The organism is Achromobacter sp. RT286_PF, assembly GCF_059760425.1.
Genome location: NZ_JCBAMR010000005.1, coordinates 79,690 through 95,536 on the forward strand (window position 1 = coordinate 79,690; position 15,847 = coordinate 95,536).

Consider the following 15,847-nt stretch of genomic DNA (forward strand, 5'->3'; position numbering starts at 1 on the left):
TATCTGATTGTGGCATGTAGCGATGCGTAATAACTTTGTGCCTCCCTCGTCCCGAGTGCCGCCGTGAACCGCGAACAAGCCGTCCTGCAAGCCGTTGAAGCCTTTGACAATGGCACCCTTGAAGCCGCCCTGGCGCGTCGCGTCGCGTATGCCACGGAAAGCGAAGTGCCCGAGCAGGCGCCGATGCAGCACGCCTATCTGAACCAGGACCTGATCCCGGTCCTGAGCCGGATGGGCTTTGCCTGTGAAGTGCATCCCAACCCCAACGGCGTGGACCTGCCTATCCTGGTGGCGCGGCGCATTGAAGCGCCCGGCTTGCCCACCGTGCTGATGTACGGCCATGGCGACGTGGTGCGCGGCAATGCGGCCAAGTGGGAAGCGGGCCGAGACCCCTGGCAGTTGCAAGTGGACGGCGACCGCTGGTATGGCCGGGGCACGGCCGACAACAAAGGCCAGCACAGCATCAACCTGGAAGCGCTGCGGCAGGTGATTGCCGCGCGCGGCGGCAAGCTGGGGTTCAACGCCACCTGGCTGATCGAGACCGGCGAAGAAGCCGGTTCACCTGGCCTGGCCGCGTTCTGCGACGCGAAGCGCGATACGTTGGCGGCGGACGTGTTCATCGCCAGCGACGGCCCGCGTCTGCATGCAGCGCGCCCCACGCTGTTCATGGGATCGCGCGGGGCGGTTAATTTTGAATTGAAGCTGCGTGCGCGTGAACGTGGCTACCACTCCGGCAATTGGGGCGGCCTGCTGGCCAACCCCGCCATCGTGCTGATGCACGCCATCGGCACCCTGGTGGACGCGCGTGGCCGCATAACGGTGCCGGCGCTGCGCCCCCCCGCCATCCCCGACGCCGTGCGCGAGGCGCTCGCGGATCTTGAGGTAGGCGGCGGCGAGGACGACCCCGACATCAACGCATGGTGGGGCGAGCCCGGGCTGACGGCGCCTGAAAAAGTATTCGGCTGGAACAGCCTTGACGTGCTGACCTTTGGCGCGGGCGACCCGGCCAAGCCCGTGAACGCGATTCCGCCCGAGGCCGTGGCCTGGTGCCAGTTGCGCTTCGTGGTGGGCACCGATTGGCGCGCGCTGGAAACGCATGTGCGCGAGCACCTGCGCCTAGGCGGTTTTGAAGACGTGCAAGTGCGCGTCGGCATGCAAGGCGGCGCCACGCGCTTGTCGCCCGATAACGCCTGGGTGCGCTGGGCGGCGGCGTCGCTGCAACGCACGACCGGCAAGCGCCCCGCACTGCTGCCGAACCTGGGCGGCTCGCTGCCAAACGAAATTTTTGCCGACCTGCTGGGCCTGCCCACCTTGTGGGTGCCGCATTCATACCCCGCCTGCGCGCAGCATGCGCCCAATGAGCATCTGCTGGGCAGCGTGGCGCGCGAAGGGCTGGCCATCATGGCCGGCCTGTTCTGGGACCTGGGCGAAGCCGTTCCCGCCTGACCGACCGTTTCACTACCGAGAGCGTTGCCATGACTGCTAGATTCTGTGCCGCCGTGATGGCGTTCAACCTTGCCGTCGCCGCTTATGCGGGCGACGCCCATGCCGCCTACCCGGAGCAGCCGATCAAGATCGTTGTGCCCTTCACGCCGGGCGGCGCGACCGATACGGTGGCGCGGCTGCTGGCCAACAAGCTGTCGGGCCGCCTGGGCCAGTCGGTCATCGTCGAGAACCGCCCCGGCGCGTCCACGGTGATCGGCGCGGACGTCGTGGCGCGCGCCCAGCCCGATGGCTACACGTTGCTGCTGTCGGGCAGCACCACGTACACCGTCTTGCCCGCGTTGAATCCGTCACTGCCCTACGACCCCGTGCGCAGCTTCGAACATGTGGCCATCGTCGCCCTGGCGCCCGTGGTGCTGCTGGCGCAGAACGGCTTGGCGGCCACCACCGTGCAGGAAGCGGCGGCGCTGGCCAAGCAGCAAAGCAGCAAGGGCGGGCTGATGTACGGCACGTTCGGGCCGGGCTCGGCGCCGCATCTGGCGGGCGAAATGTTTGCCGAGGCCGCGGGCGCGAAGATGATGCCGGTGCCGTACAAAGGCAGCGCGCAGCTGATCACCGCGATGATCGGCGGCGAGGTGTCGCTGGGCGTGGACACGGTGTCATCCGCCGCGCCGCAAGTGCGCGCGGGCAAGGTGCGGGCACTGGCCGTCACGGGCGAACACCGCGTGCCGCAGATGCCGGACGTGCCGACTTTCGAGGAAGCCGGGATTCCCCAGGTGTCGTTCGTGGGCTGGTACGCCCTGGCCGCGCCGGCCCATACGCCCGCGCCGGTGGTCGACACGTTGAACCGCGCGGTCGCGCAGATCATGCAGGACCCGCAGGTGAAAAAGGCGGTGTCGGACCTGGCGTTGGAACCTGTGTTCTTGCCGGGCCAGGCGTTCAAGGACCGGATTCAAAAAGAAGTGCAGACGTTCAGCGCCGTGGCCAAGCGCGCCGAGATCAAGCTGGAATAGACGGAAAAACAGGCACGGGCGCAAGGCGGCTAGGCAGCAGCATCAGAGCCGCACCGCACCGCCACGCCACGCCACCTCCAAGGGCTGACACCACCAGTCACGACCGCAAAAAAAACGCCTGGTCATGCACGCCGCGAAGCGTGCACCACCAGGCGCCGGTGCAGGCCGCAAACGCGGCCTGCCAAACCGTCGGCGTCAGACCATCGGCGGCATCGTTTCCCGTTCGGGGTGCCGATGCTTGGCCAGGGCCTTGATGAACGCCGTCGCGCTTTTCGCGGGTGCGCCGCCGCCCATCAACAACCCTTCGTCGGCTTCGTCGGGCGCGATGCCCGCCGAGCCGAACAGTTGCCCGCCACGGCCCAGCCCCATCAGCGTCTTGCCGTGCCGGAAGGCGTCGCGCAGGAATTCCAGCGCGCGGCCGTCCGTCTGCAAGCGCGCCACGGCGGCGTCGCCCCCGGGCACCACCGCGCCGTCAAACAGCGTCGACGGGTGGTTGTCCAGCGACGCGTCGGCATCCAGCATGCCGCCGCCTTCGGTCTGCACGGGGCCGATGCGCTGGCCTACCAAGCGCACCACCACGCCGGCCTGGATCAACGCGTCGGCCACGGCCGACACGGCGCCTTCATCCACGCCCTCGGCCACCAGAATCGCTACCTTGCGCGTGGCCACATTGCCATCACCCGGCCTTGCGGTCAGCGACAGCGCGGGCGACACCTCGATCTCCGGCTTGGGCGGCTGCGCAATGGCACGGGGCAGCGGGTCGGGCAAGACCATGCCCAGCAGATCCGCCACGCCCTGGGCCAATTCGTCGGACACGTTGCGCAACGAGGCCACCATGCGCTGGCGAATCGCGGGCACCGTCACCTTGCTCAGTTCAAACGAGAACGCGTGCACGATGTGGCGCTTTTCCCAGTCGGTCTGGCTGTTGTAGAACAGCGTGGCCTGGTTGTAGTGCTCGGCAAACTTTTCGGGATGGCCGCGCAATTCGTCGCCCGCGATGGGCTCGGGAAACGGCACATAGCCTTCCATGCCGGCCTGAAACGGGCACCCGCCCGCCAGCGAGTTCGGCTCGTACGCGACGCGACCACGATGAATCGCCTGGCGGTGCATGCCGTCGCGCTGGTTGTTGTGCACCGGCGCCACGGGCGCATTGATGGGGATTTCGTGGAAGTTCGGACCGCCCAGCCGCGAGATCTGCGTGTCCACGTAGGAATGGATGCGGCCGGCCAGCAGCGGGTCGTTGGTGAAGTCCACGCCCGGCACCACGTGCGCCGTGCAGAACGCCACCTGCTCGGTCTCGGCAAAGAAGTTGTCCGGGTTGCGGTCCAGCACCATGCGGCCGATCGGCACGATAGGCACCAATTCTTCCGGCACGATCTTGGTGGCGTCCAACACATCGAAGCTGAAGCTGTCGGCTTCTTCTTCCGTGAAGATCTGCACGCCCAGTTCCCACTCGGGGCCCTTGCCCGCGTCGATGGCTTCCCACAGGTCGCGGCGGTGAAAGTCGGGGTCGGCGCCAGACACCTTGACCGCCTCGTCCCACACCTGCGAATGCGTACCCAGGATCGGCGTCCAGTGAAATTTCACCAGGCGCGATTCGCCACGCGCGTTCACAAAGCGGAACGTGTGCACGCCAAAGCCCTGCATCATCCGGTAGCTGCGCGGGATGGCGCGGTCGGACATCAGCCACATCAGCATGTGGGTGGATTCCGGCATCAGCGACACAAAGTCCCAGAACGTATCGTGGGCCGACGCGGCCTGCGGCATGCCGTGATGCGGCTCGGGCTTGACCGCGTGCACCAGGTCCGGGAACTTCATCGCGTCCTGGATAAAGAACACCGGCATGTTGTTGCCCACCAGGTCCCAGTTGCCTTCGTCGGTATAGAACTTGACGGCAAAGCCGCGCACGTCGCGCGCCGTGTCCTTGGAACCGCGTTCGCCGGCCACCGTGGAAAAGCGCACGAACACCGGCGTGCGCTTGCCCTTTTCGGCGAACAGCGACGCGGCGGTCAAGTCGGTCAACGGCCGATAGCATTCGAAGTAACCGTGCGCCGCCGAACCGCGCGCGTGCACGATGCGTTCGGGGATGCGCTCGTGGTCGAAGTGCGTGATCTTTTCGCGCAGGATGAAGTCTTTCAACAAGGCGGGGCCGCGCAGGCCGGCCTTCAGCGAATGCTGGTTGTCGGCGATTGGCACGCCCTGATTTGTCGTCAGCACCTGGCCGCTGCCGTCGGCGCGCACACGGCCCAAGCGGCCATCCACCGCGTTCACGCCGGGTTCGGCGGCGTCACCCGTCTTGGCGTTGGCTTCCGATTCCGACAGGGAACTGGCGCCCACGGACGGGTCCGGCGGTGTCGTGTGCGCGCCGGTGTAGGGGCAGCGCGCGCCTTCCTCGCCGTACTCGGCGGCCTTATTGGCGTTGTGCGGCAGGGACGCAACCGTGGCGCCCACGGCCGCGGCCCGCTTGAGCGCCGGGTGGACCGGTTTGCCCGCGGGGCCGGCGGCCGGGCCGCTGTCGGTATTCATATAGGCGGTGTCGACGGCGCCGGCCGCGCCCTTGTTTACGGGTTTCTTGCTTGCCATCAAGGCTCTCCTAGTGTTTGAGCATTTCGCCGCGGGCCTGCTCGGCGCGCGAGGCGCCAATGGCGGATTTCACTTGTTTGACTTCTTCAGGCGGCGGCAGCACGGCGGGCAGGCCCAACGATTCCACCCACAGTTCGCGCGACCAGCCCTGCGTGTGATACAGGTGATGCTCTTCGTCCAGCGCCACCGCGTCGTAGGCCTGCTTCAAGATGGCGGCTTCCTTGCCGGAATGCTGGTCGGCCAGCAGCCCGATCAGCGACCAGTTGGAATGGTCCTTGGTTTCGGCCAGCACCACGCATTCGGTCGCCACCAGCTGCGCGGCGTCGGGGTCACCGGCGTTGATGGCCATCTTCATGGCCTTGACCAGCGATTCCCCCAGGTGGCGCACCACCTCGCGGCCCGGCGTCTGCTGCGCGGGGTCAAGTCCCAGTTGTTCAAACACGGTCAAAAGCACACGTTGGTGCGTCCGCGTTTCTTCCAGGTATTCCTTCCACTCTTTCTTCAGGTCTTCATTCACGGCACAGGACACGGCGGTTTCATACACCGTCAAGCCGCCGATCTCGGTTTCCAGGGCCTGGTAAAGCAATTCGTTGATTTGTTTGGCATTTGCCGCTTTGCGTTTCATCAGGGGCTCCTTGTGTCCATGGGGATTCATGCCGGCCACGGCCCGCGAGCGCGCACCTGCCAGCATGAAACGGTCCTTCAGCAAGCGCCGTGCCCATCCGACGCCACAACAGCGTCCCCGATTCGCTTAGAATTGGAACCATTCTCAATACAAGATCCTTGCCGGCCGGCTCGCGGCGGCAATCAACGATAAGAGGCTTCCTCTGAAATCCGGTTTTCGCCTGTCAATGGCCTGGCTGCACACCTGGGTCGGCCTATGGTTTTCATGGCTGCTGTACACGGTGTTCCTGACCGGTTCGTTAGCCCTTTTCGCCGAACCCATCACCCACTGGATGACGCCCGAGCACCAGGCCGCCGAAGCGGCGTCGGCGGCCCAGGCCAGCGCGCCGGTGGACCGCGCGCGCCGGCTGGATCTGGCGGTGGACTACATGGCCAAGCATCACGCGGGCGCGGGCATGTGGGAGTTCTGGCCCGTTAACCGGGGCCATGACAACGGCTTGTCCGTCTACTGGTTCGACAAGAACGGCCTGTACGCCGAGGCCGAGCTGGACCCCGAGACGGGCGCCGAGCTTGCCGACCACCACGACGACGAAGGCCGCGCCACGCGGGGCGGCACGCACTTCGTGAACTTCCACTACATGCTGCATGAAAGCCGTTTCGGCGTGTGGGTGGTGGCATTTGCGACGATGGCGATGCTGGTGGCGCTGGTGTCGGGCGTGGTCACGCACAAGCGCATCTTCAAGGACTTTTTCACCTTCCGCGCCAAGAAGGGCCAGCGCTCGTGGCTGGACGCACACAACGCGGTGGCGGTATTGACGCTGCCCTTTCAATTCATGATTGCGTACACCGGCATCGTGATATCCAGCGCGCAACTGATGCCCGCGCCGGTCGCCGCGCATTACGGCGCCGGCATGGATGCCATGCGCCTGTATCTGGCCGAAATGCAGGGCGAGGAAAAACCGGTGCGCACGGGTCAGGCCATGTCCATGCCGCCCCTGGAACCGATGGTGGCGCGCGCCGAAGCCATGATCGGCCAAAGCGCACGCGCCGTCGTCATCCAGAACCCCGAAGACACCTCGATGCGCATCGCCGTGTACGGCTGGAACGAAGCCGGCGACGCGCAGCGCAACATCAGCGCCACCACGGGCATGGTTGAATTCCAGGGCGCGACCGGGCAGGTGCTGCGCATGCGCCCGGCGGGCGGGGTCAACGGCGGCGCGCCCGCCATGGTGCGCCAGGTGATGAACGACCTGCACATGGCGCCATTCGGCGGCTGGGCCATGAAGTGGCTGTACTTCGTGTGCGGGCTGGCCGGTGCCGCAATGATGGGCACGGGCGCCGTGCTGTTCATGGTGAAACGGCGCGCCAAGGCGGGCAATGAATTCGGCGCCGCCACGGCGCGCATGTACCGGTTGTTTGAAGGCATGAACGTGGCCGCGTTGGCCGGGCTGGCGGTGGCGTGCATCGGCTTCTTCTGGGCCAATCGGCTATTGCCCGTTGCACTGGAAAACCGCGCGCTGTGGGAACTGCGCTGCTTTTTCGGCTTGTGGGCGTTGATGTTGGCGCACGCGTGGCTGACTCGCCCGCGCACCGCGTGGATCGCCCAGCTTGGCTTGCTGTCCGCCTTGTGCCTGTTGCTGCCGATGGTGTCGCTTGCCACGCTGGGCGACCACCCCGTGGCGCAAATCGGCCGTGGCGATTGGGAAAGCGCGGGCGTTGAGCTGACCGCCGTCGCCATTGGCGTACTATCCGCGTGGGCGGCGATCCGGTTGTGGAAGCAGCCGCAATCCGCGCCTGCCCAGCGCACCCCTCGCGCGAATCACAAGGCCGCGGCATGAACACGAACGACCTATTTGGCATTGCGATGGCATTGCTGTTGACCTATTCCGGCATGGCGTGCCTGAGCCTGGCCATGCCGCGCCACTATGACCAGGTGTGGGGACGCGACCCCTCGGCCGGCCACACCCGCGTGCTGCGCGGCGCCGGCGCGCTGTTGCTGGCGCTGGCGCTTCTGCCCTGCGTGGGTCTGTGGGGCAACACGGTCGGCGTGGTGGCGTGGCTGGGTTGGCTGTCCGCCGGCGCGTTGCTATGGGTGGGCATGCTGTCCTGGGCGCCCCGCCCCGCCGCCCGCACCGCCGCGCTGGCGATGGCCATTTCCCTGGCGGGCATCGGCATCGGCTTCTAAGGCCAGGCGCCCGCCGGGCGATATTGCGATTTGTCCGTTGTCGCCTAGGCGTTTGACCCGCATCAATCCAGCCTGACATCGCGCCGCCGTGCAGCGCAAAAAACCGCTTTCCCCACCATATGTGGTGATAGAGTTTTGACACCCTACTACATATGGTGTCAGCGATGCTTCTTCAGCCCCCTCTCCCCCGCGACGTTCCGCCCGTGGCCTTCGACCGCGCCAAGCTGGTGGACGTGGAAAGCGCCATGGAGGAATACCTGGAACGGCGCGACTGGCGCGTCAACGCCAACGCCAACCAGGGGTACAGCCTAGGCGGCCTGATCTTGAACGTGGCCGGCAAGGTCACGGCCAACTACTGGCTGTCGCACGTCTTCACGCCAGAGGCCGGCCAGGCGCATCGCGACGGCGACATCCACATCCACGACCTGGACATGCTTAGCGGCTATTGCGCCGGCTGGTCGTTGCGCCAGTTGCTGACCGAAGGCTTCAACGGCGTACCCGGCAAGGTGGAATCCACGCCGCCCAAGCATATGTCGGCGGCCATCGGCCAGATCGTCAACTTTCTGGGCACGCTGCAAAACGAATGGGCGGGCGCGCAGGCGTTCAGTTCGTTCGACACCTACATGGCGCCCTTCATCCGCCGCGACGCGATGACCTACGCCGACGTCAAGCAGGCCATGCAGGAACTGATTTTCAACCTGAACGTGCCCAGCCGCTGGGGCACACAAACGCCCTTCACCAACCTGACCTTCGACTGGACTTGCCCGGCCGACCTGCAACAGCAAGTGCCCTACGTGGGCGGCGAGGAAATGCCGTTTTCCTACGGCGACCTGCAACACGAAATGGACATGATCAACCGCGCCTACATCGAAGTGATGATGGCCGGCGATGCCAAGGGGCGCGTGTTCACCTTCCCGATTCCCACCTACAACATCACCCCGGATTTCGATTGGGACCATCCCAACACCGACCGCCTGTTCGAGATGACGGCGCGCTACGGCCTGCCCTACTTCCAGAACTTCCTGAACTCCGACCTGGAACCGCATATGGTCCGCTCCATGTGCTGCCGCCTGCAACTGGATCTGCGCGAATTGCTCAAGCGCGGCAACGGCTTGTTTGGGTCTGCCGAGCAGACCGGTTCAGTCGGCGTGGTGACGGTCAATTGCGCGCGGCTGGGCTACACCAGCCAAGGCGATGAAGACCGCTTGATGCAGCGCCTGGACACCCTGCTGGACTTGGGTCGCGACGTGCTGGAAACCAAGCGCGCCGTGGTGCAACGCTATATCGACGAAGGCCTGTATCCGTACACGCGCCGCTACCTGGGCACGCTGCGCAACCACTTCAGCACCTTGGGCGTGAACGGCATCAACGAGATGATCCGCAACTTCACGAACGACGCGGACGACGTCACCACACCGGCCGGCCACGCGCTGGCCGTACGATTGCTGGACCGCGTGCGCGCCCGCATGACCGAATTCCAGGAACAGACGGGGCACCTGTACAACCTGGAGGCCACGCCCGCGGAAGGCACCACTTACCGATTCGCGCGCGAAGACCGCAAGCGCTTTGCCGGCATCTTGCAGGCAGGCACCGACGCGCAGCCGTACTACACCAACTCCAGCCAGCTGCCCGTGGGCCATACCGACGACCCGTTTCATGCGCTGCAATTGCAGGAAACGCTGCAAGGCAAATACACCGGCGGCACCGTGCTGCATCTATACATGAACGAGGCCGTCTCGTCGGCGCAGGCATGCAAGCAGCTGGTGCGCCGCGCGCTGTCGAATTTCCGGCTGCCGTACATCACCGTCACGCCCACGTTTTCCATCTGCCCCAACCACGGTTATCTGGCCGGGCACCACGAGTTTTGCCCCAAGTGCGACGCCGAACTGCTGGCCAGACAGGCCGCGTGCTGCGCGGCGGCTTGATGCTTGGTGCCTGATGCGCGATGTGTGATGCGCGATCCGTGATGCGTGATGCGTGATCGCCAGCTTTGATTGTCAACCTTTCCCCGATGCAAGGAGTTTCCTGATGCAAACCTTGACCCTGCCCGCCCGCGCCGCTGCCGTCACCGCCGCCAAGGCTGACGACCGCCCCGCCCTGTCGCTGGACGACAGCCAGCGCGTGCGCTGCGAAGTCTGGACCCGCGTAATGGGCTATCACCGCCCCGTTGCTTCCTTCAACACCGGCAAACAAGGCGAATTCAATGAACGCCGCTTCTTCGTCGAGCAACGCGCCTGAGGGCGCAGCGGAACACAGCCAGCCCGGCACGCGCAGGCTGGCCGTCAGGCCGGCCTACAGCGCGCCGCCGCAACCGGTTGCCGAAGCCCTGCCCCGGCATGCGCCGGCCATCGGCGGCCTGGTGCCTTTTTCCAGCGTGGATTGGCCGGGGCAACTGGCGGCGGTGGTGTTCATTTCCGGTTGCCCGTGGCGCTGCCATTACTGCCACAACACCGAACTGCAAACCCGCACCGCTCGCTACGACTGGCGCGATGCGCGGTCGTTCCTGCAGAGCCGTGCGGGCCTGTTGGATGCGGTGGTGTTCTCGGGTGGCGAACCGCTATCGGAACCGCGCCTGCCATCATTGATCCGCGATGTGCGGCGCATGGGTTACCGCGTTGGGTTGCATACGGCCGGGATTTATCCGCTGCGTCTGGCCGACGTGTTGCGCCATCTGGATTGGGTGGGTCTGGACATCAAGGCCGATGCGCAAGGCTACGACGACATCACCGGCCGGCGCGATTCGCAACGCCCGGCGATGGCGTGCCTGACGCAGTTGCTGTCGGCCGGCAAAGACTTTGAATGCCGCATCACCTGGCATCCCGATTGGCTGGACGAAACGCGGCTGCTGGCGCTGGCCGATGCGTTGGCCCGCCGTGGCGTGCGGCGCTTTGCCGTGCAGGCGGCGCGCAGTTCGCCGGGCACACCGCCCGCGCGGGCGTTGACGACACGGGCGCAGGCGCGCATGAGGCAGCTGTTTGAGGACTTTGCGTATCGATGACGCCACCTCGCCGCCACCTCATCGCAACATCATCGCCACCTCATCGCCACCTCATCGCCACCTCATCGCCGCGCCAACGCCGCCTCCAACGTCGCGTGAAAGCGCGGTGATCCGATCGCGCCCACATTGCACCGCGACCAGGGCGACACGGCCGTCGGGTCCACGCTGAACACGCGGCCCGGCGCCATGATGACTTTCTCGGGCATCAGCTCGGCGGCCAGCGTCAGCGTATCGTCCACGCCGGGAAACGCCGCCCACAAATACATCGATCGCGACGGCCGCGCGAACACCTGCGCGCCCAGCGAATCCAGCACCTGCAAGGCGTTGCCCGTGGCCGCTTCCAGCCGCTGGCGCAAGCGCGCAAGATGGCGTTCGTAATGCCCGTCGCGCAGCATCACGTCCACCATGCGCTCGCAATATTCCGAACTGCTGACGTGCACCAAGGCCTTCAGGTCGGCCAGGTCGCTGGCCAAGGCCGCGTTGCAGCCGATGAAGCCCACACGCAACGCCGCGGAAAACGACTTTGAAAAGCTGCCGATGTAGATCGTGCGTTCCAACTGGTCCAGCGCCGACAGCCGCACGGCCGACGTCGGCTTGAAGTCCGCCAGCGCGTCGTTCTCGACGATTGTCAGGTTGTGGCGCTCGGCCAGTTGCAGCACCTTGTACGCCTTGGCCAAAGAAATATCGGAACCGGTCGGATTGTGCGCCAGCGACTGCGTAAAAAACAGGCGCGGCTTCTCGCGCTGCAACAAGGCTTCCAGGGCGGCCACATCGGGGCCGTCCGCCAGGCGCGGCACGCCCAACATGCGCACGCCCGCCAGCTTCAGCTTGCCGAACAAGGGGTAATAGCCCGGGTTGTCGACCAGCACCGTACCGCCCGGCGGCACGAAGTAGCGGATCACCAGGTCCATGGCCTCGTTCGCGCCATGCGTCAGCACCAGCTGCGACGGCGCCACGTTAACCCCGACGTCGCCCAGCTTGCGCACCAGGCTTTCGCGCAGGGGCGCATAGCCAAAACGGCTGCCATAGCGGAACAAGGCGCCCAGCCCCGTGCGCACCACCTTCTGGTGATAGCGGTCCATGCGCATGTCGGCCAGCCATTCCACGGGCGGAAAGCCGTCGCCCGCCTGCACCGCATCGGGCTGCGTCTTGAGCTGTTCGCGCATCAGCCAGACGATGTCCATGGCGCGGCTCAACTGGCCCGGTTCTTCATCCGCCGCCTTGCGCGTGTAGCCGCCGTCCAGCACGAAAAAACCGGAGCCCCGGCGCGGTTCCACCAGCCCCTGCGCCACCAGCATTTCAAACGCCACCACCACCGTGTTCTTGGCGTAGCGATGCAACTGCGATAGCTCGCGCAGCGACGGCAGCTTGTCGCCAGGCCGGTACACGCCATCGGCAATCTGCTGGCCTATCAGCTTGGCCAAACTTTCGGCAATGGGGGCCGCGCGCGGCCGTCTTCCAGTCATGGCTGAGTCTTCCATAGGTGCATTCTTGCGCCGGGCGCTACTCAAAATTGGTGCAGTGCGATGGTACTGTTTGGCAAAACTGTACCTCTCAATAGCGGTACAGTTTACCTAGAATCAGGCCACCTAATACCAATACGGAGACCTGCCATCGTGGCCGATTCACGCCTACCCAACTTCCGCGCACTGACCCCCGCCGACCGCCTTGGCGTCATTGCGAAAGCCGCTTCGTTGACGCCCGAAGAACAGCAACTGCTGGCCCGGCCAGGCGCGCTGGCGCTGGACCGCGCCGACGGCATGATCGAAAACGTCATCGGCACGTTCGAACTGCCGATGGGTGTGGCCGGCAACTTCCAGGTCAACGGCCGCGACGTGCTGGTGCCCATGGCGGTTGAAGAGCCGTCGGTGGTGGCCGCGGCGTCGTACATGGCCAAGCTGGCGCGCGAGTGCGGCGGCTTTGAAACGTCCAGCACCCGCCCGTTGATGCGCGCCCAGGTCCAGGTGCTGGGCCTGACCGACCCGCACGGCGCGCGCCTGGCGCTGCTGCGCGAACGCGAGCGCATCCTGACGCTGGCCAACAGCCGCGACAAGGTGCTGATCGAGCTGGGCGGCGGCTGCCAGGACATAGACGTGCATATGTTCGCCGACACACCCCGTGGCCCGATGATCGTGCTGCACCTGATCGTGGACGTGCGCGACGCCATGGGGGCCAACACCGTCAACACCATGGCCGAAGCCGTTGCCCCGCTGGTGGAAGCAATCACCGGCGGTTCGGTGCGACTGCGCATCCTGTCCAACCTGGCCGACCTTCGGCTGGCGCGCGCCCGCGTGCGCCTGACGCCCCAGGTGCTGGACACCAAGGAACGCAGCGGCGCCGAGATCATCGAAGGGGTGCTGGACGCCTACACGTTCGCCGCCGTGGACCCGTACCGCGCCGCGACGCACAACAAGGGAATCATGAACGGCATCGACCCGGTCATCGTCGCCACCGGCAACGACTGGCGCGCGGTGGAAGCCGGCGCGCATGCCTACGCCGCGCGTTCGGGCCGCTATACGTCGTTGACGCAATGGGAAAAAGACACGTCCGGCGCCTTGGTCGGCACCATCGAAATGCCCATGCCCGTGGGCCTGGTGGGCGGCGCGACCAAGACGCATCCGCTGGCGCGCCTGGCGTTGAAGATCATGGACGTGCGCTCGGCGGATGAGCTGGGCCAGGTGGCGGTGGCCGTGGGCTTGGCGCAGAATCTGGGCGCGCTGCGGGCCTTGGCCACCGAAGGCATTCAACGCGGCCACATGGCGCTGCACGCGCGCAACATCGCGCTGGTGGCAGGCGCGGTGGGCGCCGAGATCGACACCGTGGCCAAGCGCATGGCGGCGGAGAAAGACGTGCGCACCGACCGCGCGCTGGCCCTGCTGGAGGAATTGCGCAAGCAGTAAGCGGCAGGCAGGAAGCAATAAGCCCTAAGCAATAAGCGATGAGCGATGAGCAATAAGCAGTGAGCAGCACACAGTCATAAGAACAGAGGCGTGCGCGGCCCCGACCGCGCCGCCCGCCCCCCAACGGAGAGAGACATGGAACCAAAATCGCCCGCGCCATCCTGGCGCCTGGCAGAGGTATGGAGCGACACCGTCGACCTGCGCCAATTGGCGTGGGCCATCGGCATTGGCATCGCCATCAGCGTGACCGGCTTTTTTGCCGCCAGCCGCTGGCTGCGCGGCATGGTGGCGTCGCCCGAACTGGCGCACGCCTACGCCATGCTGGCCGGCCTGGCCGGCTGCGTGATCGCGGGCGTGATCTGCGCCCGCCTGTTCCCGCCCAAGCGTGAAGTCATCGAACACACCTCGACGCACGACCCTGCCTGGCGCGCCGAAGTGCTGGCCGAACTGGCGGACCAGCCGGGCGGCCTGGGCTCGCTGGCCGACCTGCCCGAACCCGTCGTGCGCGAACTCAAAGAACTGGGCCTGTACGACCTGTTCACCGAACCGCCGCCCCCGCCCACCACGGCCGCCACGGTCTCCACCACCGCTTCCTCCACCGCCTCGCCGCAAGGCTCGTCCAAGGAGGCGCTGGCATGAGCGACCCGATCCTGCTTGAACAAATCATGGTGGCTGCCGCCATGGGCCTCTTGGGCGCGGTGGTGTTCGCGGCCATCGGCCTGGTGTCCGGCACCGACGAAACCACCACGCTTGCCCCGCTGACCTTGCTGGTGGTGCTGCTGGGCGTGCCGCCCGCCGGCGTGTTCACCTTCTTTCTGGCCGGCGCCGTGGCCAAGCACATGACGCATGCCGTGCCCACCGCGCTGCTGGGCATCCCCGGCGACACGCTGGCAACACCCTTGCTGCAAGACGCGAACATGTTGCGCAAGCTGGGCGTGCCGCACATCGCACTGCGCAAGATGGTGTCCGGCGCCATCGTGGCCGCCTTTGTGGCCGTGCCGCTGGCCGTGTTGTTCGCCGTGCTGCTGGCGCCGTTTGGCGCGGCCATCACCAAGTCGGCGCCGTGGATCTTCCTGGCGGCCGCCGTGCTGATCGCGTATTTCTCGGCAGGCCGCTGGGCGGCGGTCGCGCTGCTGGTGCCGTTCGTGGTGGTGATCATTGCCTTGCAAAGCCTGACGGCAAAGTACGGCGTCAAGCTCAGCATCAGCTACTTCCTGGGCATCGCCATCGGCCCGCTGATTGCCGACCTGTTCACCGTGATTTCGCCGATGGGCCGCGCGAAGATGATGCGCGAGAAGGTGCGCACGTTTTCGTTGGCGCCCGACGTCAAGGGCTGGTCGGGCTATTTCCCCAACCCGCTCAAGGTCATGGACCGCACGCAGACCCGCTGGACGCTGGCCACTGCCGCCATCTCCAGCGCCACGTTCGTGTTCAGCCCCGTCGCCATGACGGTGGTGCTGGGCGAGCTGGTGGGCTCGCGCATCAAGCACGCGTACCACCGGCTGACCACCGTGCTGTCCGCGCGCAATGGCGTCACCGAAGCCACCTACATCGCCGAAGCGCTGATTCCGCTGATCGCCTTCGGCCTGCCGCTCAGCCCCGTGGCGGCGGGGCCGGCGGCACCGCTGTTCAACGCCCCGCCCCGCTTCACGGTGGACGCGGCCACCGGCCAGACGCACAACCTGCACAACCTGCTGAATCACTGGGAATTCCTGGGCTACGGCATGCTGGCCGTGCTGCTGGCGGCCGTGGTGTCATACCCGTTTGCCATGAACTTCGCGCGCCGCGCCGCGCTGTTCGTGTCGCGCCGCGTCAGCCACGAAGCCATCATCGCCACATTTGTGGGCTTGATCATCGTGATCAGCATCTGGGAAGGCCAGTTCCTGGGCCTGCTGGTGATCCTGACGATGGGCCTGTTCGGCGGCTTGCTGTCGCGCCTGTTCGGCTTTAACACCGGCGTGCAGTTCATGGGTTACTACACGGCGGTGCTGTCGGTGCCGGCCATCGTGAAGTTGATGGCGTGATCTGCGGGGTCGGGGGATCGAGGGATCGGCTAAGCGGCTGCCCCCCTGATCCCGAAATCGCCTCCCAGCCCGTCCCG

General features: G+C 66.1%; 12 protein-coding genes and 1 pseudogene. 10 read left to right on the forward strand and 3 right to left on the reverse strand.

Annotated elements, in window-relative coordinates:
• Positions 1–63: 63 nt before the first annotated feature.
• Positions 64–1,446 carry a M20 family metallopeptidase gene (locus tag AC6LJY_RS06575; protein WP_498135544.1) on the forward strand — a complete coding sequence of 461 codons (1,383 nt, stop codon included), beginning with the start codon at positions 64–66 and terminating at the stop codon, positions 1,444–1,446.
• 29 nt (positions 1,447–1,475) lie between these two features.
• Positions 1,476–2,456, forward strand: coding sequence for a Bug family tripartite tricarboxylate transporter substrate binding protein (locus AC6LJY_RS06580; RefSeq protein WP_498135545.1), 981 nt, complete (start codon positions 1,476–1,478; stop codon positions 2,454–2,456).
• Positions 2,457–2,651: 195 nt separating this feature from the next.
• Here the strand turns inward: AC6LJY_RS06580 and AC6LJY_RS06585 are convergent, their stop codons facing one another.
• Together AC6LJY_RS06585 and AC6LJY_RS06590 are read right to left on the reverse strand one after the other, a co-directional pair.
• On the reverse strand, positions 2,652–5,039 hold the full coding sequence (locus AC6LJY_RS06585) for a catalase (protein ID WP_498135546.1): 2,388 nt from the start codon (positions 5,037–5,039) through the stop codon (positions 2,652–2,654).
• A 10-nt stretch (positions 5,040–5,049) separates the two neighbouring features.
• On the reverse strand, positions 5,050–5,664 hold the full coding sequence (locus AC6LJY_RS06590) for a hypothetical protein (protein WP_046807359.1): 615 nt from the start codon (positions 5,662–5,664) through the stop codon (positions 5,050–5,052).
• Between the two features lie 226 nt (positions 5,665–5,890).
• On the opposite strand from AC6LJY_RS06590, the gene AC6LJY_RS06595 reads away from it, so the two are divergent.
• From AC6LJY_RS06595 to AC6LJY_RS06615, 5 genes and pseudogenes are all read left to right on the forward strand, one after another.
• Positions 5,891–7,501 carry a PepSY-associated TM helix domain-containing protein gene (locus AC6LJY_RS06595; protein WP_498135547.1) on the forward strand — a complete coding sequence of 537 codons (1,611 nt, stop codon included), beginning with the start codon at positions 5,891–5,893 and terminating at the stop codon, positions 7,499–7,501.
• Positions 7,498–7,848 (forward strand): DUF3325 domain-containing protein, encoded by a 351-nt coding sequence (locus AC6LJY_RS06600; protein WP_046807357.1) that lies wholly within the window; start codon positions 7,498–7,500, stop codon positions 7,846–7,848. The genes AC6LJY_RS06595 and AC6LJY_RS06600 overlap by 4 nt, the downstream gene beginning before the upstream one ends.
• Positions 7,849–8,063: 215 nt before the next feature.
• A pseudogene (locus tag AC6LJY_RS06605) lies at positions 8,064–9,773 on the forward strand (ribonucleoside triphosphate reductase); the annotation flags it as partial.
• 103 nt (positions 9,774–9,876) lie between these two features.
• Complete coding sequence (gene nrdD / locus AC6LJY_RS06610) at positions 9,877–10,086, forward strand: anaerobic ribonucleoside-triphosphate reductase (protein ID WP_485857750.1); 210 nt, start codon at positions 9,877–9,879, stop codon at positions 10,084–10,086.
• Positions 10,052–10,846, forward strand: coding sequence for an anaerobic ribonucleoside-triphosphate reductase activating protein (locus AC6LJY_RS06615; RefSeq protein ID WP_498135548.1), 795 nt, complete (start codon positions 10,052–10,054; stop codon positions 10,844–10,846). Before nrdD ends, AC6LJY_RS06615 begins: the two co-directional genes overlap by 35 nt.
• 62 nt (positions 10,847–10,908) lie before the next feature.
• On the opposite strand, the gene AC6LJY_RS06620 is transcribed toward AC6LJY_RS06615, so the two are convergent.
• Entirely contained in the window at positions 10,909–12,312 is a 1,404-nt protein-coding gene (locus AC6LJY_RS06620) for an aminotransferase-like domain-containing protein (RefSeq protein WP_498135549.1), read from the reverse strand.
• Positions 12,313–12,459: 147 nt separating this feature from the next.
• Between AC6LJY_RS06620 and AC6LJY_RS06625 the strand changes: the two genes are divergently transcribed.
• The 3 genes from AC6LJY_RS06625 to AC6LJY_RS06635 all read left to right on the forward strand — a co-directional run bounded on the left by AC6LJY_RS06625 (position 12,460) and on the right by AC6LJY_RS06635 (position 15,770).
• Complete coding sequence (locus AC6LJY_RS06625; RefSeq protein WP_498135625.1) at positions 12,460–13,746, forward strand: hydroxymethylglutaryl-CoA reductase, degradative; 1,287 nt, start codon at positions 12,460–12,462, stop codon at positions 13,744–13,746.
• Between the two features lie 135 nt (positions 13,747–13,881).
• Entirely contained in the window at positions 13,882–14,385 is a 504-nt protein-coding gene (locus AC6LJY_RS06630) for a hypothetical protein (RefSeq protein ID WP_498135550.1), read from the forward strand.
• A complete protein-coding gene (locus AC6LJY_RS06635; protein ID WP_046807353.1) occupies positions 14,382–15,770 on the forward strand; it encodes a tripartite tricarboxylate transporter permease in 1,389 nt (462 codons plus the stop codon). The genes AC6LJY_RS06630 and AC6LJY_RS06635 overlap by 4 nt, the downstream gene beginning before the upstream one ends.
• The last annotated feature ends 77 nt before the right edge of the window (positions 15,771–15,847 follow it).